The 20,755-nt window shown below is 39.3% G+C and carries 16 protein-coding genes and 3 tRNA genes; 9 read left to right on the forward strand and 10 right to left on the reverse strand.

The features are described 5' to 3' along the window. Positions 1-249: 249 nt before the first annotated feature. Together CMT41_RS14130 and CMT41_RS14135 are read right to left on the reverse strand one after the other, a co-directional pair. Entirely contained in the window at positions 250-2,466 is a 2,217-nt protein-coding gene (locus CMT41_RS14130; RefSeq protein WP_157466384.1) for a putative bifunctional diguanylate cyclase/phosphodiesterase, read from the reverse strand. Positions 2,467-2,751: 285 nt separating this feature from the next. Further along, complete coding sequence (locus CMT41_RS14135; RefSeq protein ID WP_057181944.1) at positions 2,752-3,648, reverse strand: ArgP/LysG family DNA-binding transcriptional regulator; 897 nt, start codon at positions 3,646-3,648, stop codon at positions 2,752-2,754. Positions 3,649-3,769: 121 nt separating this feature from the next. Here CMT41_RS14135 and CMT41_RS14140 point away from each other — a divergent pair, with 121 nt between their 5' ends. Both CMT41_RS14140 and mutS read left to right on the forward strand, forming a co-directional pair. Continuing rightward, entirely contained in the window at positions 3,770-4,390 is a 621-nt protein-coding gene (locus tag CMT41_RS14140) for a LysE/ArgO family amino acid transporter (RefSeq protein WP_057181946.1), read from the forward strand. Positions 4,391-4,523: 133 nt separating this feature from the next. Then, a complete protein-coding gene (mutS, locus tag CMT41_RS14145; RefSeq protein WP_058027634.1) occupies positions 4,524-7,133 on the forward strand; it encodes a DNA mismatch repair protein MutS in 2,610 nt (869 codons plus the stop codon). Between the two features lie 207 nt (positions 7,134-7,340). Here mutS and CMT41_RS14150 read toward each other — a convergent pair. The 6 genes from CMT41_RS14150 to CMT41_RS14175 all read right to left on the reverse strand — a co-directional run bounded on the left by CMT41_RS14150 (position 7,341) and on the right by CMT41_RS14175 (position 13,074). Further along, a tRNA-Phe gene (locus CMT41_RS14150) sits at positions 7,341-7,416 on the reverse strand. A 219-nt stretch (positions 7,417-7,635) separates the two neighbouring features. Beyond that, entirely contained in the window at positions 7,636-8,784 is a 1,149-nt protein-coding gene (locus tag CMT41_RS14155) for an erythromycin esterase family protein (RefSeq protein WP_198149752.1), read from the reverse strand. A 182-nt stretch (positions 8,785-8,966) separates the two neighbouring features. Further along, a complete protein-coding gene (locus tag CMT41_RS14160) occupies positions 8,967-9,287 on the reverse strand; it encodes a DUF1289 domain-containing protein (RefSeq protein ID WP_058027636.1) in 321 nt (106 codons plus the stop codon). Between the two features lie 115 nt (positions 9,288-9,402). Continuing rightward, complete coding sequence (locus CMT41_RS14165; RefSeq protein ID WP_058027637.1) at positions 9,403-10,932, reverse strand: SulP family inorganic anion transporter; 1,530 nt, start codon at positions 10,930-10,932, stop codon at positions 9,403-9,405. Between the two features lie 230 nt (positions 10,933-11,162). Beyond that, positions 11,163-11,831, reverse strand: coding sequence for a GntR family transcriptional regulator (locus tag CMT41_RS14170; RefSeq protein WP_057181956.1), 669 nt, complete (start codon positions 11,829-11,831; stop codon positions 11,163-11,165). A gap of 193 nt (positions 11,832-12,024) precedes the next feature. Further along, positions 12,025-13,074: a S1C family serine protease gene (locus CMT41_RS14175; RefSeq protein WP_058028241.1), complete on the reverse strand. Its 1,050-nt coding sequence runs from the start codon at positions 13,072-13,074 to the stop codon at positions 12,025-12,027. Between the two features lie 140 nt (positions 13,075-13,214). On the opposite strand from CMT41_RS14175, the gene CMT41_RS14180 reads away from it, so the two are divergent. Next, positions 13,215-13,586, forward strand: coding sequence for a hypothetical protein (locus CMT41_RS14180; protein ID WP_057181958.1), 372 nt, complete (start codon positions 13,215-13,217; stop codon positions 13,584-13,586). A gap of 26 nt (positions 13,587-13,612) precedes the next feature. Here CMT41_RS14180 and trmB read toward each other — a convergent pair whose 3' ends face one another. Further along, positions 13,613-14,347 carry a tRNA (guanosine(46)-N7)-methyltransferase TrmB gene (gene trmB / locus CMT41_RS14185; protein ID WP_057181959.1) on the reverse strand — a complete coding sequence of 245 codons (735 nt, stop codon included), beginning with the start codon at positions 14,345-14,347 and terminating at the stop codon, positions 13,613-13,615. 377 nt (positions 14,348-14,724) lie between these two features. Next, entirely contained in the window at positions 14,725-15,063 is a 339-nt protein-coding gene (locus CMT41_RS14190) for a YggL family protein (RefSeq protein WP_057181961.1), read from the reverse strand. A gap of 139 nt (positions 15,064-15,202) precedes the next feature. On the opposite strand from CMT41_RS14190, the gene mutY reads away from it, so the two are divergent. From mutY to CMT41_RS14225, 6 genes are all read left to right on the forward strand, one after another. Next, on the forward strand, positions 15,203-16,288 hold the full coding sequence (gene mutY / locus CMT41_RS14195; protein WP_057181963.1) for an A/G-specific adenine glycosylase: 1,086 nt from the start codon (positions 15,203-15,205) through the stop codon (positions 16,286-16,288). A gap of 77 nt (positions 16,289-16,365) precedes the next feature. Then, on the forward strand, positions 16,366-16,638 hold the full coding sequence (locus CMT41_RS14200) for an oxidative damage protection protein (RefSeq protein WP_057181965.1): 273 nt from the start codon (positions 16,366-16,368) through the stop codon (positions 16,636-16,638). Between the two features lie 204 nt (positions 16,639-16,842). Continuing rightward, positions 16,843-16,918: transfer RNA gene (locus CMT41_RS14205), tRNA-Phe, on the forward strand. Between the two features lie 113 nt (positions 16,919-17,031). Continuing rightward, positions 17,032-17,107: transfer RNA gene (locus CMT41_RS14210), tRNA-Thr, on the forward strand. 1,130 nt (positions 17,108-18,237) lie between these two features. Further along, complete coding sequence (locus CMT41_RS14220) at positions 18,238-18,795, forward strand: hypothetical protein (protein ID WP_057181967.1); 558 nt, start codon at positions 18,238-18,240, stop codon at positions 18,793-18,795. A 539-nt stretch (positions 18,796-19,334) separates the two neighbouring features. Next, complete coding sequence (locus tag CMT41_RS14225; RefSeq protein ID WP_058027639.1) at positions 19,335-20,729, forward strand: c-type cytochrome; 1,395 nt, start codon at positions 19,335-19,337, stop codon at positions 20,727-20,729. Positions 20,730-20,755: the final 26 nt, after the last annotated feature.

Below are 20,755 nucleotides of genomic sequence, written 5' to 3' on the forward strand. Positions count from 1 at the left end.
ACCTTGGTGAGAGGGAAGCAGTCTGTTTATCCCTACAACGGATTCTATATTTTTCATTATTGATCATGCCTGTGCACTTGGCTCAGGATCGTCATCCCCGTGGTGTTTTAATCGGGGATCCAGTGTATAAAGAGCAATGGATCTTCGATCAGAGACTTCGAAGATGACGTATACAAAAAGTTCCTGAGTAAACTACATAGGCATGTTATTGATTAAGCCATCTCATGCGCCATCGTCAATATTTAGAGTTTACTTTTGGCTGGCCTCATACCAAGGTTCAGGTTTATGAATATGATAGCCCTGGCCATAATCGATACCAATGTCGGTTAGTATTTTTTCAATGGCTGCATTTTCAACAAACTCAGCAATCGTTTTTTTATTCATCGCCTCGGCAGTGCGCTTAATATTTTCGACAAAAACACGGTTTATCGGGTTAGTGTCCATATCCCGAACAAAAGCACCATCAATCTTTATGATGTCTACGGGTAGTTTTTGTAAATAGCTAAAAGAGGATAAACCACTACCAAAGTCATCTAATGAAAATTGGCAGCCAAAAGCTTTCATTTTATCAATAAAATGCAGGGCTGACTTTAAATGAGTGATGGCCGAGGTTTCTGTTATTTCAAAGCAAATACGTTTTGCTGGTATTTGATATTGTTCAAATAGGCTGATTACCTGATCATATATATCGCGATCAGCTATGCTAACACCTGATATATTGATGCTATAACTGGCCTTATCATCAGGGGATAAAGCTAACATTTTAAAGGTATTTTCAATAACCCATTGATCAACTCGTCTAATTAAACCATATTTCTCCGCTGCTGGAATAAAATGAATAGGCGGAACCAGCATTCCTTGGGCATTTTTCATTCGTATCAGCACCTCATAATGACAGCTACCTTGTCGGCCAAGAGGTTTTATTTTTTGACGATATAACAGTAAACGATCATCTTTAAGTGCCTCAGCAACATCATGCACGGCTTCCATCTCTTTAGCGTGCAAAACCAGTTGTTCATCATCACTTTGATAGACTTGTACTCTATTACCACCTTTTTCTTTTGCCAAATTAACCGCTCGCCCTAAAGATGAGTACACTTGTTGCGCATCAAAAATGGACTGGTCTAAAATGATGACACCAATACTGGCGGTAATATTAGTATCTTGTTGATACTCAACAATACGAATTTTTTGTATTAATAAGCGAACTTTATGGGCAAAGTCTTTTGCCTCACTAAATAATAGCTCAGGTAAAAGTATGCCAAATTCATCATTACCTAAGCGGCTAATAATAGCATCATCAGGAAGAAATTCTTTTAAGCTTATCGATATTTGATGGAGAAATTTATCACCAACGGCATAACTGATACTATTATTAATGACTTGAAATTTATCCAAGTCAATATGTATGACTACACCTACTTGCTTACTTGCTATAGTGTTGGCATTAATAGAGTTATGGGTAAGTATGTGATTGGCCTCAATATGCTCAGATAACTGTCGGTCGAAATTCACTCTATTGGCTAAGCCAGTTAATTGGTCATAATTATCCACGTAAGCTAATGCTTGCTCTACTTGCAATTGCTTGCGTAAACTGTGTTTTTGCTGGCGGAAAAAACCATAAATAAATAAGGTTAACAGCAGCCAGATAAGTAGTGCTTTAATCAAGTTCTGGCGATATAAATTACTGCTATATTGTGGTGATAAACGTATGGCTAATTGCCAGCGAGTATTTGGAATGGCTTTGACAAAGTTAAAAGATTTCAACTCACCGCCGATAATTAATTCACTGGTGTTACTATGCTCCGTTTCAGTGGTTAATTCTACTTCGCCAAGCGAGTCGGCACGCATTAAAAAAAGTTGCTGGTGTGGTAGTTGATATTTCTTTAGTAAATTAATTAAAACATCAGGGTTAAAGGCAACAAAGAAAAAAGCACCTTTACCTGACTTAGTCGCCAGGGGCTGTAATAGGTCAAAATGAATACTGCTTTTGCTACGGTGTAAGAATAATTTATTTTGCACACCATTTTGAACTGTTTCAGCAATTTCTTCTTCACAGTCAGCTAAAAAATTTCCCGTTATATGCTTTAAAGTACCCTTGCCATCTTGATCAATCAAAGCAAATAAACGGGTGTTATCGATCTCACTGCTCAGCGCTGTTAATACTTCCATATACGCTTGCTGAGAAGCTTGCTCACCTTGCTGTTGTAATTGCTCGATAGCATTGAGTTGTTTTTGCTGAAAGAGATCAATTTCTAAACGCAGTTGGGCGAAATACTCTTGATAATCTGACAGGATACGATCAGTTACTGAGTCCATCAATGACTCTTGATAGCTTTGATGGATATTACTGGCTGAGAAACTCTGTGAGACCAATAATATTAAGATCAAAAAGCTCGTTAAGATAACGACTCGTGTCGACGTTCTTAATGCTTTACTCTCTTGTTGTGTATAGGATTGTTTCAATCAGTTCTCAAAATAACACCTAATATCTATTAGGGACTATTGCCCTTTCAGGGTTAAATTTCATTCAATGCTAAGCGACTTTAATCGCGATGCGGGTTTTGTCGCCTAGTTATGCTATGTAACTGTGGAGCAACAACGAAAAAATTCATCTAGCCACACCAGCTCATATGCACGACCTTGTTTACCTATCAAACGAACTACGGTAAAAGTAAGCTCGAAAAGATTAACAGACACTAATATAAACAGTCACATTATTTTAGGCAAGCACTATAAATCGCCAAAAAATTAGTGTGCTAGTTTTTCACGGCCAATTTTAACAATTTGCTCGGATATTTTTTTATTAACACCTTTTACCAGTACCCAACTATGCCAGTATAATGTTTCTACTAATTTTTTATCTGGGCATAAACTGATTAATTGACCAGAATTTAACTCTTGTTCTATTTGTAATTTGGGTAACAAGCAATAAGCAACATCTTGCTTGACTAGCGCAACAAACGCCTCTGAAGAGCACACGCTATGGCAATAATATTCACTAGCCGCTAAATTAAAGTGTTTCGCAATATAGCGAACATGCATATCATCTTTATGATCATAACTTATCGCTGGCGCCATTGTTAACGACCTTTGATTCACCCCATCCGGAAAGTATTTTTGCGCAAAACCTTTACTAGCCACCAAGCAATACTCCATCTTCCCTAGTTTAAAAGAGCGATAACCTTTTAACGGTTGTTCAATAACACTTACGGCGCCAATGGCTTGCCCGCTGCGTAATTTGTCTAAGGTTCGCTCTTCATGTTCAATAATTAAATTCAATTCCACTAAGTGATTCTTAAGTATTGGCGTAATAGCATCAATAAACCAAGTAGCAATACTGTCAGCATTAATAGCCAAAGAGACTTTCATCGGTTTTATCGGTTTGTCCGGATACAGTATTGGCACAAGTTCATGCTCAAGTTGCTTAACTTTCTTAAAGTGGCTTAGAATTTGTTCGCCGGCAAGCGTAGCGACAATGGGTTGGTTTCGAATAAGTACCGGTTGCCCTATATGTTCTTCTAGCGCTTTTATTCGTTGAGAAATTGCCGATTGGGAGATAAACAGTTTTTGTGCCGCTAATGCAAAGCTTTGCTGCTCAATAACCTCAGCTAATGCCGCAAGATGTTTATAATCAAAGTTTGCCATATCCCCTAGCCCCTATATAAGTTTTACTAATGATAGTTAATAATTATTAATTATATTAAAACTTTTACTTAGTGCACACTAGCGCTTATCAAATTTTATGACTATTTTTATCGAGGACATCATGAGCTTATTAATTTTAGCCAAAGGTTTTACCCTAACATTGAGTATGATAATGCCCATAGGCACACAAAACTCTATGTTGATTAACCAAGGTATTAATCAAAACCATCACAAAATGACCGCCGCTCTTTTTGTGCTTTATGATGCCTTACTCATCAGCATAGGTGTACTTGGCGGCAGTATTTTACTGTCACAGAACGCCACCTTATTTAATATGCTCACTTGGGGTGGCATCATATTTCTCAGTGTTTATGGTTTACTGTCAATGAAGTCGGCATTTTCGCAAAGTAAAAGTACGCCTGATACTGTGTTAAAAAAGAAGTCCGCAAAAATTGTTTTCTTAACAACCTTAGCGGTTACTTTTTTAAACCCACATGCCTACATTGATACCGTTATGGTGATTGGCAGTGTTGGTGGCCAATACTCAGATGATGCCAAAGTATATTTCCTCATTGGCTGCGTATTGGGCTCATTAACTTGGTTTAGTTGTTTAGCACTTGGCGCGGCAAAACTTTCCAAACAATTAAGCATACCCAAAGTAAAAATGACCATAGATATAATTATTGCCTTAGTTATGTGGCTGGTTGCTTGGTCTTTGTTTAATACCTGGATGGCTAGATAAGTAATTCTACCGCCAATAAATAGCAAAAAGTTAAGCAATGCTAATAGCGCTTATGGCATAATCTAGGGAATTACCAATCGGTGTAAACCTCCCTAGTATTAAGCTAGTCATAACATAAGAGTTTTAGCATTTCATGACCACTGCCATAAAAGATCTTTCATCCCACACCCCTATGATGCGCCAGTACTTAACCATTAAGGCTGAGTTTCCAAATATTTTGATCTTTTATCGCATGGGCGACTTCTATGAGTTGTTTTTTGATGATGCCAAAAAAGCCTCTGAATTATTGGATATATCCCTTACTGCTCGAGGTAAAACTGGCGGTAACGCTATTCCAATGGCCGGTGTACCTTATCATGCGGTTGAAAATTATTTAGCCAAGCTGGTCAAGTTGGGCGAGTCAGTCGCTATTTGTGAACAAATAGGCGATCCAGCGACCAGCAAAGGTCCGGTTGAGCGTAAAGTGGTACGGGTTATAACTCCTGGAACACTCAGTGATGAAGCACTGCTAACGGATAGGCAAGATAATCTGATTGTCGCCATCGTCGACAATCAATCCCCGCAAGCAAAGCTAAAAAACAACCCAGCACCCGCTTTTGGTCTGGCTTATTTAGATATGGCCAGTGGCCGCTTTGTCTTGACTGAGCCACAAACCAGTGAACAACTGCTAGCTGAACTGCAAAGGTTATCTCCTGCAGAATTACTCTACAGCGAATCGCTACAAGATTTTAGTTTAATCGAGCAAAGAAAAGGTTTACGTCGTCGCCCCGAATGGGAGTTTGATCTCGATACCGCCATCAGTTTGTTAAATAAACAGTTCGATACTAAAGAATTAACCGGCTTTGGTGTTGATGATAAGCCATTAGGCCTAGCCGCAGCGGGTTGTTTATTTCAATATGTTCAAGATACTCAACGCACTGCCCTACCCCATATTCGTGCCATTATCTGTGAATCGGCCAATAATGGTGTGGTGCTTGATGCCGCCACCAGACGAAATTTAGAGCTAACGCAAAACTTGCAAGGTGGACTTGATAACACCCTTGCCGCCATTTTAGATAAATCCTGCACGCCAATGGGTTCGCGTTTACTGAAACGTTGGTTACACTTTCCATTACGCGACTTAACCGTGCTTAATAATCGCCAAGATACGGTAAGTGATATCATAGCATTAGATCTAATCACACCAATTCAGCCAATATTAAAAGGCTTGGGCGACATTGAACGTATTGTCTCGAGAATAGCCTTACGCTCGGCACGACCACGAGATTTTGCCCGTTTACGACATGCGCTACAACAATTGCCTGAGCTGCAAAGAGAGTTAACCTTAGCTAAACCAAGTTACTTACACACCCTAGCACAGCAAAGCCAACCAATGCCGCAGTTACAAGGGTTACTTGAACATGCCATTATCGAAAACCCACCAGTACTTATCCGTGATGGCGGTGTTATCGCGCCTGGTTATAATAGCGAACTCGATGTATTACGAGATTTAAGTGATGGCGCCACCGAGTTTTTAAAGCAGCTGGAACAACGCGAAAAAGAGCGTACTGGCATTCACTCACTAAAAGTGGGCTATAACAAGGTCCATGGCTTTTTTATTGAAATGAGCCGCACCGCTGCAGCTAATGTCCCTGATAATTATATCCGTCGCCAGACATTAAAAAATAATGAACGTTTTATTACCGAAGAATTAAAAGAGCATGAACATAAGGTGCTGAGCGCGCGAAGCAAATTCTTAGCCTTAGAAAAATCACTCTATCAAGAATTATTCGATAAAGTCATGCCAGATATAGCGGAATTACAACAATTAAGCCAAGCCATTGCCGAGCTTGATGTGTTAACCACCTTCGCAGAGCGCGCATTAGCGTTAAACTATGTCAAGCCCAGCTTGGTGGCCGAGGCAGGTATTAGTATTGATGCCGGTCGCCATGTTGTCGTTGAGCAAATGACCAATAATGCCTTTATCGCTAACCCGATTTTGTTAACTGAGCAACGTAAAATGCTGATCATCACCGGACCAAACATGGGTGGTAAATCAACTTATATGCGGCAAACAGCCCTAATTGTTTTACTTGCCCATATCGGTTGTTATGTCCCCGCGGACAGTGCCACCATTGGCATAGTAGATAGAATATTTACTCGCATTGGTGCCTCAGATGATTTAGCCAGTGGCCGTTCAACCTTTATGGTTGAAATGACTGAAACCGCCAATATCTTGCATAACGCTACCGATAGAAGTTTAGTATTACTTGATGAGATAGGTCGTGGCACCAGCACCTACGATGGCTTATCACTAGCATGGGCGTGTGCAGAAATGCTGGCACTTAAAACCAAAGCTTTTACCCTGTTTGCCACCCATTATTTCGAATTAACTCTGTTAGCAGAGCAGATTGATACCCTTGCTAATGTCCACCTAGATGCTATGGAACATGACGATAGCATTATATTCATGCATGCAGTACAAGAAGGGGCAGCAAGTAAAAGTTTTGGCTTACAAGTAGCACAACTAGCGGGTGTGCCAAAAACGGTAATTAAGCGGGCAAAACAACGGTTAGCCGAATTAGAGCAACAGCAAACATCGAATCAGTTAACCGCTTCGCCCATTCAAAGTGATGCTTTTGAACAACTCAGTTTAGCGCCAGATGAGCACCCAGTGCTAACCACTCTCGCAGAGACTGATGTGAATGATTTAAGCCCGAGACAAGCGTTAGATTTACTCTTCTCTTTAAAGGAACAGCTTTAAAAAAAGCAGCTCTAGGTATTAACTAAAGCAGCAGTTGAGTTACACATACGGCTGCTTTTTTTTGACTGAGGTTTAGTGACTGAATGTTAAAGAGGCGCGGGCTCCGTGCCAAACTTTATATAGAATTTATAAAGTTTAAGCTTTAGCAACGAAAAAAGCCTCAGCATTACTATTTATAATTAGTAGTGCTGAGGCTTTATCTTTATATGGTGCCCCGACCCGGATTTGAACCAGGGACACGAGGATTTTCAATCCTCTGCTCTACCAACTGAGCTATCGGGGCATTCTTTACAGAGTGGAACTCTCTAAAGAGCGCGTATAATATAGTTAAACATTATCAGTGGCAACCGTTTTATAATAATAATTAACTTAAAATTTAATTTAGTACTTTATTCATACTTTACCGCTAATTAAGTGTGTAATTATTACCCTAAAACGCAACTAAGACCCAACTAAGACCCAACGAATACTAACTAGACACCGACATTAATTAAGCTATGCCTTATTGTTGGTAAATTGCCGGTGTTATTTCTTTGAGGATAAACATACCATCCCAATAAGTAGACCATTCACTTGCTGGGAGTGTCTGTTGATAATCATTGACAAAAACTTCTATGTCACTCCCTTGTAGTGATAAGCCTTTATTTTCAATATAATTAATCGCTGAGGATGTCTCTTGCTTAAATAGTTGTTCTATTGAGTTTTGCTTTAACGTAGTGAGCTCTTTATTTTTCAAATCGATATAACTTAAATATTGCCCTTGCTCACCGCTAAAATGTACCATGTAATAAGCATCACCAAAGGCTTCACTAACCACTTTTCCAGCATTTACTTGCTTATTTCCCTCTTTAGTTAAATGCCAAGTATGTGCCCACACTATGATTTTCTTATCTGGGTATTGCTCTGCCCACCATTTAATATTTTCACCCATTTGCTCACTACGGTTATCCGCAAGTTGCCATTGTCTTTTAGCTTGAGCGACCAGCCCTTTGGTTATACGGTACCAAAAACCATTACCGTGCCGGTCAAAATTACTTGCTAGGGTATCGAGTTGACTAAAAAACAACGTTTCTTGTACTAAGGGTAAGCGGACATTGGAGCCATCCAGAATTTGTTGGATGTGCTGGCAAAACACTTGCCAATTAGGACTATTTACCCAAGTGTTATCAATTTTTTCTTGTGCTTTCGTTAAATCGCTAACAAGGCCCGCCAAAGATAGTCCACCGGTATGCTGGCTGTCAAAGCCGACCATGGTCAATGGATTGTCAGTATTTAGCTGTTCGTTAACATAATCAAATAAAGGCGTAACTTCCTTGCTATTAGCATACATATAAAAAATATTACCTGGCGCTAATTTTTTTATTGATTTGCCAGCATTTGCTTGTTGCATGATTTCCCGTACATCATACATGCCACTTTCTAAAATAAACAAATCAAAACCATGATGTTGATGTAAATATTTTATCAAATCTATTTTCAGAGCAAAGACACTGCCCGCGCCATGTGTTTGTTCTCCTAAAGCGAGGATCCGTACCTTGGCAATTTTTTTTGCAAAGGCGGCTAAATCTTGCTTTTCAAGCTGCCCAGAGCTATCGACATTAATGGCGAGGTGATTTGCTACGAGTTGCTGACTAAGGTTTTTGTCAGTCATGAGAGCTAAGCTATTTTGCTTATGGCTGCACGCCGTTAACAATAATAAAAGAATTGATAAAACAAAATTTGAACACATGGATCCATCCTTGAATAAAGTAGTATTAAATTAAAAATCGAACTGATGTTAACACATTGAATTTATGAAGGTTATTCAAAAAATATAGAAGTATAACTAAAATATTATAACTCAAACTCACTAAAGTCTAAGTCAGTATTTTGTACCGGCTGTATTTCTTGGGGAGGGTCAAGCAAGGAGGGTTGTAAATCAGCGGCAACGATAGGCTCAATAACTGGTTCAGTTTCTTTGACCTTTTGCTGATTTAATTTACGTTTTTTACGTTGTAGGCAACGTTTGATTACTTTTTGTTTCTCATCGTTAGTGAAGTTGCCCCATTCTTGTCGTTCATTACGCGAGCGCATACAACCTCGACAGTGGCCTTTTTCATCAGACTCACAAATACTGACACAGGGGCTAGGAACTTCAAAGAACTCTAATTGCACTTAACCCTCACTCGAAAAACAAATAAAAAAAATGCGCGGTAAGTTAAGTATAACTTATCAGCGCATTTTTTATAACAGCTAGTGGCTGTTGCCCCCTAAGGAGACAATTTAACGACTAAGCCAACTTATCACTAACGATATGATAATCAGGGTCTTCAATTACGTTAAGCTCAACTAACTTACCGGCTTTATCTAGCAATTGCTTACACTCTTGGTTTAAGTGTTTTAAATGCATGGTTTTGTTACGCGACAAATATCGCTCAGCTAAAGTATCAATGGCTTCTATGGCCGAGTGATCAACAACCCGGGCATTTTTAAAGTCAACAATAACATCGTCACTGTCTTTCTCTGGACTAAATTGCTCAAGGAAGTTAGCAATTGAACCAAAAAATATTGGCCCGTTAACTTCATATACCGTTGAGCCGTTTTCATCGACACTTCGGGTAACCGTTATATGTTTGGCATGTTCCCAAGCAAAAACGAGTGCGGAGACAATAACACCTACTATAACGGCTATCGCTAGATCTGAATAAACGGTGACCGCTGAAACCAAGATGAGCACAAAAGCATCGGCTTTAGGCACCTTGCCTAAAATACGCAAACTTGACCATTCAAAGGTACCGATAACAACAATGAACATGACCCCAACAAGTACCGCTAAGGGTATTTGCTCAATTAAACCCGAGGCAAATAAGATAAAACCTAGCAACGCTAACGCAGCGGTAATACCCGATGCTCGACCACGACCACCAGAATTCACGTTGATCATCGACTGTCCTATCATGGCACAGCCCCCCATACCACCGAAGAAGCCAGTCACAGTATTCGCGGCGCCCTGAGCAATACATTCTTTATTACTACGGCCACGTGTGCCCGTCAATTCATCAATTAAGGTCAGTGTTAATAAAGATTCAATTAAACCAATTGCCGCAAGGACGATAGCAAACGGGAAAATTATTTTTAACGTTTCAAGAGAAAAAGGTACTTGTGGAATTGAGAATGTTGGTAAACCACCCGCAATAGAGGCAACATCACCGACCAGCTTAGTATCAAGTCCAAGTCCAAACACTAAGAAAGAAACCCCGACAATAGCCACCAAGGTAGAAGGTACGGCTTTCGTTAATTTAGGAAAGAAATGAATAACCGCCATGGTTAAAAGAATTAATCCAAGCATGGTATACAGTGGCGCACCCTGCATCCATTCAAGCTCACCAGCAGCATTGGTGACTTTAAATTGGCTAAGTTGTGCTAAAAAGATAACAATGGCTAAACCATTAACAAAACCAAGCATTACCGGATGCGGCACCAGACGGATAAACTTACCCATCTTAAATACCCCGGCCAATATTTGTAAAATACCGGTGAGTACTACCGTGGCAAATAAATAGTCAATACCATAAGTGGCAACTAAACTCACCATAACCACAGCCATAGCACCCGTTGCACCAGAGATCATTCCCGGGCGACCACCAAACACGGCGGTAATCAAACCGACTATAAAGGCCGCGTATAAACCAACTAACGGGCCAACACCGGCAACAAAGGCAAAAGCTATCGCTTCAGGCACTAGTGCTAGAGCGACGGTTAGTCCCGATAACACATCATTTTTCAGGTTGGACACTTTACTGGCGTGTAATTCAAACATTTTTATCTCATTGGGTTTAACGCAAGACCTAACACCGAGATGAAAAATATTGCGCATTCGAATTGGCGAGCCGATTTCATTTACACTTAATCAACACTAAGCATAGACAAAAACAAGCAAGTTTTCTGTGATTTTAAGGGGCGGGAATACTATAAATATAGAGGGTAAAAGTCAATATTTGCTTACTTTTACCACAAAAATAAGCAAACAAACTGCGTCTCTGAGCTAAATTAGCTGCCTGCTGCTTCGCGTTGCTCTAAAAATGCTACAATTTCATCTTTAGAACTTAAAATATGGTGTTTTAATACCGCAACAGCTTTATCTATATCACCTGTTTTACAATAGGAGAGTAACTGGTTGTGCTCAGGTCCCGCTTTTGAAATACCACCTGCCCACAATAAATGCATACGTATGTACCTATCTGCATTTTTATTTAAAATATTGACTAAATCTTGTGTTTGTGGAAGTTTAGCTGCTGAATATAAACAGTTGTGATAACGTGAATTAAGCTCACTCCAGGTATTAGCAGCATTTTCTTTACCAAGTGCTCTATCTAATTCCGCTAAAATATCACCCGCTTCCGTTAATTTCTCACGGGTTAATAACGGTAATGATGCCGCTAATAAATGCCCTTCAAGCATAGATCGTAATTCAAAAAGTTCATCAGCATGTTTAGCATTAAGCATTGTTACTGTTGCACCTTTATGCGGTTCAAAGATAACTAGGCCTTCACCTTCAAGTTGCAGTAGCGCCTCCCTGACAGGAATACGGCTGACATTTAAGTCGGTCGCCAACGCTGCTTGACGCAGTGACTCACCCGCCTTTAATTCACCGCTAAGAATTTTCTCTCGAAGAGTTTCAACCACTAGCTGCGTTCTTGTTTTATATACTATATTCATAAAATGCTTCCGAACAATATTAGCGACCATTATAAAGAGTCATTAATAGAACACCATTAAAAAATGTACTTTAGCGTTTAAATTAGCTAAAAAACGCCAGTGAGCTTATCTGTCGTTTTAATTTTAGTTTTTTTTAAATCAAAAACGCTAGCTATTATTTAGCCATAACAAGCTAATAACTATTGAATAAAGATTAATCAACGAGCCAGTGTATTTCTTTCACTTGGCCATTACGTAAATATTTAAAAGTCACTCTATCGCCTTTTTCAAAGCTAGCAAGGTGCTTCTTAATTTTCACCACTGAGGCCAAATCAGTTATAGCACGACCGGCCACTTCCAGTAGTATATCACCACCAAGTAAAATAGGGTTACGACCCATAACTACACTCATGTTACCGCCTTTAAAACCGAGTTTATCTGCTAAAGTACCAGGAATAACATGTTGAATTAACATACCATGCCCAGCGGCGTTATTAAGAACGTAAGACTGTTTTTTATTCAGTAACAGCGGAATAAAACCAGAGAATGTACCTGGATCGCTATCAATTATATGACGTATAGTATCAACAGAGATAACAAAGCCGAGGCCATTACTGCCACCACTTTTTGACAAGATATGGCTAACAATGCCAATTATTTCACCATTGAGGTTAAACATTGGTCCACCCGAGTTACCTTGGTTAATTGAGGCATCGGTTTGCAATAAGCGTGGTACTAAGGTGCTACCCGGTATGGCACTACCATCACGAATACCACTTAAATAACCAACAGATAAACTATGACTAACACCAAAAGGCGCGCCAATAACAATAACTTGCTCACCAATTTGATAATCGTTAGCTTTAGCTAATTTCAATGGCTTTGCTGTACTAGGTACCTTGCCGGCTTGAATCATGGCTAAATCAATTAATGGCTCTACCCAAACAACATGGCCAGTAGTTTTGGTACCGTCAGCAAATATCACTTCAATTGAAGTGGCTTTATCAACAACATGCGCAGCAGTTAAAATTCGACCTTCGCGACTAACTAAAGCACCTGAACCCAAAGAATTAGCAGTTTGTGCTTTATAGGCCACCTGACCAATTTTGGGGTCAGCTAATGACTGCACATGTAACTCAACTACTGAAGGGTTGACCTTCTTATATAATTTTTGGATTGAATTTTCTTTTACTTGATAGGCTTGGCTTGGTGTTACACAACCACTTAAGAATAAAACACAAAGAAATATAAAAACTCTGCTCATTGAAAAAAACCCGTCTGTTATTAAATTAATAACAGTGTAACTAAGTGCAACCTCTTTATCATTCTTTTTATCTAGTTGACTAGGTAAATAGCTAAGCGGAGATGCTATGATAGCCATCATTATTTAAACAGGAAAAACACATGGAAATTATCGCCATACTGGCGTTACTGTCTTTGGTTTGGTTAATGTGGCAATTAGTTAAAGCCAAAAGGTTTACTCGCTTTAAGCAACATATTGATAGCGAGTTAAAAGCTAAAGTTATTGCTAATATTATTGCAGAGTTAGCAATAACCCGCACTGAGCAGCAACCTAACAATGATTGCCATCAAGCAGCAACATTACTTTATTGGACTCAATATAAAAGCCGCATATTGCATGCTGCTTTAGCACGTGAAATCATTGACCAACAATGGTTAATCGACAGCGGAAATTTACGTAACGCTCAACACTTATTTTTCATTGAGCGCCAATACTTACCATCTCCTAGTCAAAACGAAGACCAAGCAAGCTAAATGGACAAAGGTTTAACTGATAAAACTTAAGCCTTTTTAGCAAATTGTAAATCCCAAACACCATGCCCTAGTCGTTGACCACGGTTTTCAAATTTAGTTAACGGGCGAGATTCAGGACGTGGTACATAATCATTTGATGCAGACACATTGTTATAACCTTGAGCACTTTGCATATCTGCTAACATACATTCTGCATAATTTTCCCAATCGGTCGCCATATGAAAGACACCACCGACTTTTAATTTTTGTCGGATAGTTTCAACAAACTCAGCAGAAACAATGCGGCGTTTATGGTGCTTTTTCTTATGCCATGGATCAGGAAAAAATAATTGCACCGTTGTTAAAGTTCCGTCTGGAATACAGTCCGCTAAAATATCAATAGCATCATGGTCAAAAATTTTTAAATTACTAACCCCAGCGGCAATGGCCGATGAAATACAAGCGCCGACACCTGGCTTATGTACTTCAATGCCAATAAAGTTTGTTTCTGGTGCTGCTTGAGCCATTTCAACTAAAGACTTCCCCATACCAAAACCAATCTCTAAAACCACAGGGTTAGCATTAGCAAATACTACTTGGCTATCAATAAGACCATCACTATGGTTGAGACCCATATCTTGCCAATGATCGTCAATCGAACGTTGTTGATTTTTTGTTAAGCGACCTTCGCGTTTAACAAAACTACGAACTTTACGAATGTACTTACCTTCTTGCTCGGCCTGCTCTATGGTTTTATGTGTTTTTTCGTTTTTTTCAGTCATAAGTTTTCTTTATCAAAAAAGACTCTGTTGGTCATAAGTGTTGCTAAGCGAACAACAAGACGCTATGAAGCCATCCATGGCCGCTCTACACCAACATCAGGACAATATGCTCCATGCATTGTCTAATAAGCTACATCCTGTAGCGTCATGTTGGTGAAGCTTGTTTTTTCACATCAGCAAAACTTAGTTTTTATCAATTACTTAGGCTACTAATAACATTTAACGTGATGTAGCTATATAAAGTTAGTTCGTTATTCTAAATAAATGGCTTTTAGACAAAGCCGTCAAGATATTCAGTGCCTGCGCTTATGGGACATAAGTAATGGTAATGAATAACGCCGACAATGCTGTATAAAAATCATTTATAACGAATAAGACTATTCAGCCCACCAAACATCGTATAGCTCGCTAACTGCTACTGATGTAGCGCCGTTATCAGTTAGCCATTTTTCAACCGCAGTACGGTTTTCATCCGTACAAGAGCCTAGTGCTTGTGTACAAATCAGGCCATGCCATAAAGTATCACCTTCACCGCCAAAACCTAAACCATTTGGTTGGATAGCCTCGGCAAAAAACTTATCGATAAAGGCATCAAGCTCATCACCGTTTATGCCTTCTTTTAATTGCCAAGCAACATCAAAGCCAAATTCTTGAAACTCATCAACACGCATTTTTTTACGGATACGTCGACTACGATTTTTTGCGGTAACTTTCATAATAAAGCCTTATTTTTGCCTAGCGCTATGCCAATTTTTTAACAGAGCGAATTTTAAAGGCGATATTATATACCCAAGTCCATCAAGATGCGAATTTGCCTATTTGAGCTCAGCACATTATTTAGTTACACTGCGCGCTATGAATTATCCTATAGCAATATCAGCCGAATCAGCTGAAAAATTTGGCCAGCAAGTTGTCAGTTGGTATCACCAACAAGGTCGAAAGCATTTCCCTTGGCAACAAGATAAAACCCCATATCGGGTGTGGATTTCTGAGATAATGTTACAACAAACCCAAGTTACGACAGTTATCCCATACTACCAACGTTTTATGGCAAGTTTTCCGACCATTACTGACTTAGCCAATGCCGATGATGATGTAGTGCTACATCATTGGACCGGCTTAGGCTATTACGCCAGAGCGCGTAATTTACATAAAGCCGCAAAAATTATCGTCAATGATTTTTCCGGACATTTTCCCATAGAAATTGAGCAAGTTATTGCCTTGCCGGGCATTGGTCGTTCAACCGCTGGCGCCATTTTAAGCTTATCCCTAAAGCAACATCATCCTATTTTAGACGGTAATGTTAAACGAGTACTTGCCCGTAGCTATTTAGTTGAGGGCTATAACGGTTTAAGTAAATTCGATAAAGCCTTGTGGTTATTAAGCGAGCAATTAACCCCTAGCATCGAAACCGACAGCTTCAACCAAGCAATGATGGATCTAGGTGCAACGGTATGTACACGCAGTAAACCCAGTTGTGAGCTTTGCCCTGTTGAACAAAGCTGTTTGGCCAAGGCTGGTGAGCAGCAAATGAATTTTCCTCAGAAAAAACCTAAGAAAAAAATTCCTGAGAAAAGAACCATCATGGTCATTCCTAGAATACAAAATGAACGCTGTGATAAGGTGTTAATGGAAAAGCGCCCACCTGTGGGTATTTGGGGCGGCTTATGGTGTTTTCATGAAGTTGATGAGTTAAATGAAATTGATGATTTAATGGCGAGTTTGTCACTTAAAGCGCTTTCATCACAAACCCTAACAGAGTTTAGGCATACTTTTAGTCACTTTCATTTAGATATTACCCCTGTGGTCGTGGACTGCCAGCAACTTGATGCAGTAGAAATAAACGAACCTAATCAGCAAAAGTGGTATGATTTACACCAAGAATTAAGTGTCGGCTTAGCGGCTGCTACACAAAAACTACTAACCCTACTTAGTAATTAAGAGTTAGCAATTAGCTATCAGCTAAATTAACTATCTACTTACCTAATATTTACCTAATAAAGAGAAGAGAAGCCATTATGAGTCGTACAGTATTTTGTCAAAGCCTAAAAAAAGAAGGCGAAGGTCTAGGTTTTCAACTTTACCCCGGTGAAATAGGTAAACGTATTTTCGATAACATTTCTAAAGAAGCTTGGAAAATATGGCAAAAGAAGCAAACCATGATCATTAATGAGAAAAAAATGAATATGATGAATGCTGACGATCGTGCTTTTTTAGAATCAGCTATGGTTGCCTACCTATTTGAAGGTAAAGAACCAGAAATTGAAGGTTATGTACCACCGAGTAAATAAACATAGTTAACTATTGCGCTGCCTATTTTATAACTCGTTAACGCTTACAAAAACTACATAAAAAACAGATGTGCTGTAAAAAACAGCAAACGAACGCTTTTTATAAAAAACTTAGTAAAAAACAGTTGACGGGGTAAAGGAAAAACAGTTTAATACGCCCCGTCTTAACGAGGCAGTGAATGAAAGCCAAGTTAAACATGTTAAGCCCCGATAGCTCAGTTGGTAGAGCAGAGGATTGAAAATCCTCGTGTCCCTGGTTCAAATCCGGGTCGGGGCACCATTTTACAGAAGTACTGCTCATCTATTATTTAATTATAATATTAAGTAATACTTCGGTGCCAGAGTATTCAAGCTAATTTTTAATAGGCTTAAATACTGCACACAGTTTTGTGTGCCGACTTAGCTCAGTTGGTAGAGCAACTGACTTGTAATCAGTAGGTCGCCAGTTCGATTCCGGCAGTCGGCACCATTTATTCTCTTTGAGAATGTAATAAGCCTCAGCATTTATGTTGAGGCTTTTTTATTGCCTGTAATTTATTCGGCTTGAAGTGACAACTAGCCTACTGATTGAATCAGTACATCATATAAGCCCAGCAGTTCCACTCCGGCAGTCGGCACCATTTATTCTCTTTGAGAATGTAATAAGCCTCAGCATTTATGTTGAGGCTTTTTTTCGTCTGGAGTTTATCTAGTTGTACTACTGATTGAATCAGTAACTCATATAACCCCAGCAGTTCGACTTTGGCAGTCGGCACCATTTATTCTCTTTGAGAATGTAATAAGCCTCAGCATTTATGTTGAGGCTTTTTTATTGCCTGTAATTTAACAACTAGCCTACTGATTGAATCAGTACATCATATAAGCCCAGCAGTTCCACTCCGGCAGTCGGCACCATTTATTCCGCAAGGAAGAAACGAAACCTTAACAGCAATGTTAAGGTTTTTTTTCGTCTGGGGTTTATCTAGTTGTACTACTGATTGAATCAGTACATCATATAAACCCAGCAGTTCGACTTTGGCAGTCGGCACCATTTATTCTCTTTGAGAATGTAATAAGCCTCAGCACTTATGTTTAGACATTAGTATTGAGGCTTTTTTATTGCTCTGTTCCATAATACTGTTGTCTACATTGTAACTCTATGATTTTATGGTGAGTATTGCTGAAGTGATAAAGCGAGCTTCACAAGCATGGATGCTTGTGTAGAGCCCCAAGGATGGGTTTACGTGTCTCGCTTGTTTACTCAGCAACACTAAACTACAACAGAGCCTTTTTATTGCCCATAATTTACTTAACTTGAAGTAAGCAACTAGTTCACTGATTGAATTAGTACTTTCTATCAGCCCAGCAGTTCTACTCCCGCAATCGCCACCATTCACTCTCTCATAAGCTAGCGGAAAGCATCACAATTTATGATATTTCAATATTGTCCTTCTGAATAATATAGCTAATATTTTCACTTTGTGGCAACTATGTGGTCGAGTCCTTGATGTTTTGAGACTTTGCTATACTTAGCTTTATAAGAATAAACCATGAGGTCACTCAATAGATTGACCTGATATAAGGAGCATTAACATACAAATTTATTAAGTGAGGTTTATTATGTTGAGACATTATTTTGTTTCCAATGATCTTGATGAGTTGGAAGAAGTTGAACATGAATTAGAGCAACAAGGTTTTAGCGAGCCACAAATTCATGTATTAAGTGAAAATGATACTGAGGTTGAAAATCATCATCTGCATGAAGTTGCTGCGGTGTTAAAACAAGACGTAGTGCATTCAACCGAATTAGGTGCGCTAATTGGCGTAATAGCTGCCGGTGCCATTATCCTGCTTACCTATCTGTTAAACTGGCATCTATCGGCAGCTGGTTGGGTACCCTTTATATTTCTAGCCATCATTATCTTAGGTTTTTGTACTTGGGAAGGTGGTTTTATCGGTATTCAGCAACCTAATGTAAACTTTAAACGTTTTCAAGAAATGCTGCATAACGGTAAACATATCTTGTTTGTTGATGTTGAACCTCGCCAAGAACTTGCCTTAGCTAACGTCATGAAAACACATCCCAACGTTGGTGCTTCAGGCTTTGGCGAGTCTACCCCTAATTGGGTTATTCGAGCACAAGATAACTTCAAACGCTTTATGAAAGTTATGCCCTAACGGTCACGTTATCGCACTTACTTAAAATAAAAACCTTATACAATTATGCTATAAGGTTTTTATGCTGGTCGGTATTTTAAAAGTTCTTATCAAGCTAGTACTAAATATTAGCAAAACGCCTAAGCTAACCTGTTTTATTTTTACGCTATGCCTAAGCTCAGTTTACTTAGTCTCGCGTTATCATTTTATCTTAACAATATGACCAAGCTTATTATTTCTAACTGTTATAGGTAAAATATATAGTGAGGAGCTAGAGAAATCATTCAGCTGTTGTCGCTAACTTGTGCAAGGTTAAGTTGTGCTACTTTTCGCTACTTTATCAAAATTAGTCTATGTTAATAATTGAGCAGATCGATAATTAACTATGATTACTGTGTATATGAGTGCAACAGTTTTTACAAAAAGAATGTTAGCTTAGTTTGGTTTTACCCTAAAGCGCGACAATAAATTTAATTATTATTTCTCTTCACTCATTCACCTCAGCATTTTATCAATTAAGTTATTGCTATCGAGTACTGCAACTTATATTAGGGTGCGTTATGACGATAGCCATTGTTATTATTTTATTAGTTATAGCAACATTAATTTTTCATTTTGTCAGCCCTTGGTGGTTCACTCCTTTGGCATCAAACTGGCAGGCTATTGATGACACCATTAATATTTCTCTTTGGGTTGTTGGTACTGTCTTTGTCGCAGTAAATCTATTCCTCGCCTTTGTTATTATTAAATATCGTCATAATAAAGATAGGCGCGCCGACTACGAGCCAGAAAATAGCAAACTAGAAGCTTGGCTGACTGTTGTTACGACTATTGGTGTTGCCGCAATGTTAGCTCCTGGGCTGGTTGTCTGGGGGGAATTTATTACTGTGCCTGAAAATAGCGAAATCGTTGAAGCTGTTGGTCAACAATGGCATTGGAGTTATCGACTACCGGGCAAGGATGGCAAGTTAGGAAAAACGGCAATCAAGTTAATCACTGAAGACAACCCGTTTGGACTTGATGTAAATGATATTAATGGCTCTGATGATTTACTGGTAAACAGCAATGAATTGCATCTGCTTATTGATCAACCGGTCAAAGTTTTATTACGCTCAAAAGATGTTTTACACAATTTTGCCGTGCCGCAATTTCGAGTAAAAATGGATTTAGTCCCTGGTGCCATTACTAATGTCTGGTTTACCCCGACCAAACTAGGACGCTACGAACTACTGTGTGAAGAGCTCTGTGGTATTGCGCATTTTACCATGCGGGGTTTTATTAAAGTCGACTCAGCCAGTGATTATCAAACCTGGTTGGCCAGCTTACCTACCTTTACTCAGACATTAGCTCGTGACAGCGCAAATATAGCGCTAGGTAAACAACTTTATGCTGGTTGTGCTGCGTGTCACGGCATCAATGGTCAAGGCAATCAAGCCATGGGGGCGCCTAAAGTGGCGGGTTTAAGCCGTTGGTATCTGCAGAGGCAATTACATTATTTCAAAGAAAAAATTAGAGGTCAAAATAGTGCCGACCTATATGGCCAACAAATGGCCGCCATGTCGGTTTTATTAGCCGATGATAAAGCGATTACCGACGTTAGCGCTTACCTTAGTGCCTTAATTCCTACAAAAAAAAGTCCTTTTGAAAAAACATCTAGTGAAAATACGCTAGTGACTGGCGGCGATGCCATTAAAGGCAAGTCGCTTTATAAAAACTGCGCCTATTGCCATGGTGAACATGCTCAAGGACATTATGCCATGAACGCGCCCAAATTAGCGGGTCAACACGCTTGGTATTTGAAACGACAAATCAACGCTTATCAACAGGGCATTAGGGGGACACACCCAGCTGACCTCTATGGTAATCAAATGGTGTTGATGTCCAAAATATTACATGACCAACAAGCGGTTAATGATGTAGTGAGTTATATCAATTCACTACCTAACGTGAAATGAACTTACTGCGGAAAGACTTTAGGAGC

It is taken from the genome of Colwellia sp. MT41, assembly GCF_001444365.1.
In the GTDB taxonomy this organism is placed as follows: domain Bacteria; phylum Pseudomonadota; class Gammaproteobacteria; order Enterobacterales; family Alteromonadaceae; genus Colwellia; species Colwellia marinimaniae.

Excerpts from the sequence above, each read along its gene's own strand:
- CMT41_RS14225 (WP_058027639.1), top strand. The coding sequence starts at position 19,335 with ATGACGATAGCCATTGTTATTATTTTATTAGTTATAGCAACATTAATT.
- CMT41_RS14155 (WP_198149752.1), bottom strand. The coding sequence starts at position 8,784 with ATGACTGACAAAAACCTTAGTCAGCAACTCGTAGCAAATCACCTCGCC.
- CMT41_RS14190 (WP_057181961.1), bottom strand. The coding sequence starts at position 15,063 with ATGAAAGTTACCGCAAAAAATCGTAGTCGACGTATCCGTAAAAAAATG.
- CMT41_RS14140 (WP_057181946.1), top strand. The coding sequence starts at position 3,770 with ATGAGCTTATTAATTTTAGCCAAAGGTTTTACCCTAACATTGAGTATG.
- CMT41_RS14175 (WP_058028241.1), bottom strand. The coding sequence starts at position 13,074 with ATGAGCAGAGTTTTTATATTTCTTTGTGTTTTATTCTTAAGTGGTTGT.
- mutS (WP_058027634.1), top strand. The coding sequence starts at position 4,524 with ATGACCACTGCCATAAAAGATCTTTCATCCCACACCCCTATGATGCGC.
- CMT41_RS14200 (WP_057181965.1), top strand. The coding sequence starts at position 16,366 with ATGAGTCGTACAGTATTTTGTCAAAGCCTAAAAAAAGAAGGCGAAGGT.
- CMT41_RS14170 (WP_057181956.1), bottom strand. The coding sequence starts at position 11,831 with ATGAATATAGTATATAAAACAAGAACGCAGCTAGTGGTTGAAACTCTT.
- trmB (WP_057181959.1), bottom strand. The coding sequence starts at position 14,347 with ATGACTGAAAAAAACGAAAAAACACATAAAACCATAGAGCAGGCCGAG.
- CMT41_RS14220 (WP_057181967.1), top strand. The coding sequence starts at position 18,238 with ATGTTGAGACATTATTTTGTTTCCAATGATCTTGATGAGTTGGAAGAA.
- CMT41_RS14165 (WP_058027637.1), bottom strand. The coding sequence starts at position 10,932 with ATGTTTGAATTACACGCCAGTAAAGTGTCCAACCTGAAAAATGATGTG.
- mutY (WP_057181963.1), top strand. The coding sequence starts at position 15,203 with ATGAATTATCCTATAGCAATATCAGCCGAATCAGCTGAAAAATTTGGC.
- CMT41_RS14180 (WP_057181958.1), top strand. The coding sequence starts at position 13,215 with ATGGAAATTATCGCCATACTGGCGTTACTGTCTTTGGTTTGGTTAATG.
- CMT41_RS14135 (WP_057181944.1), bottom strand. The coding sequence starts at position 3,648 with ATGGCAAACTTTGATTATAAACATCTTGCGGCATTAGCTGAGGTTATT.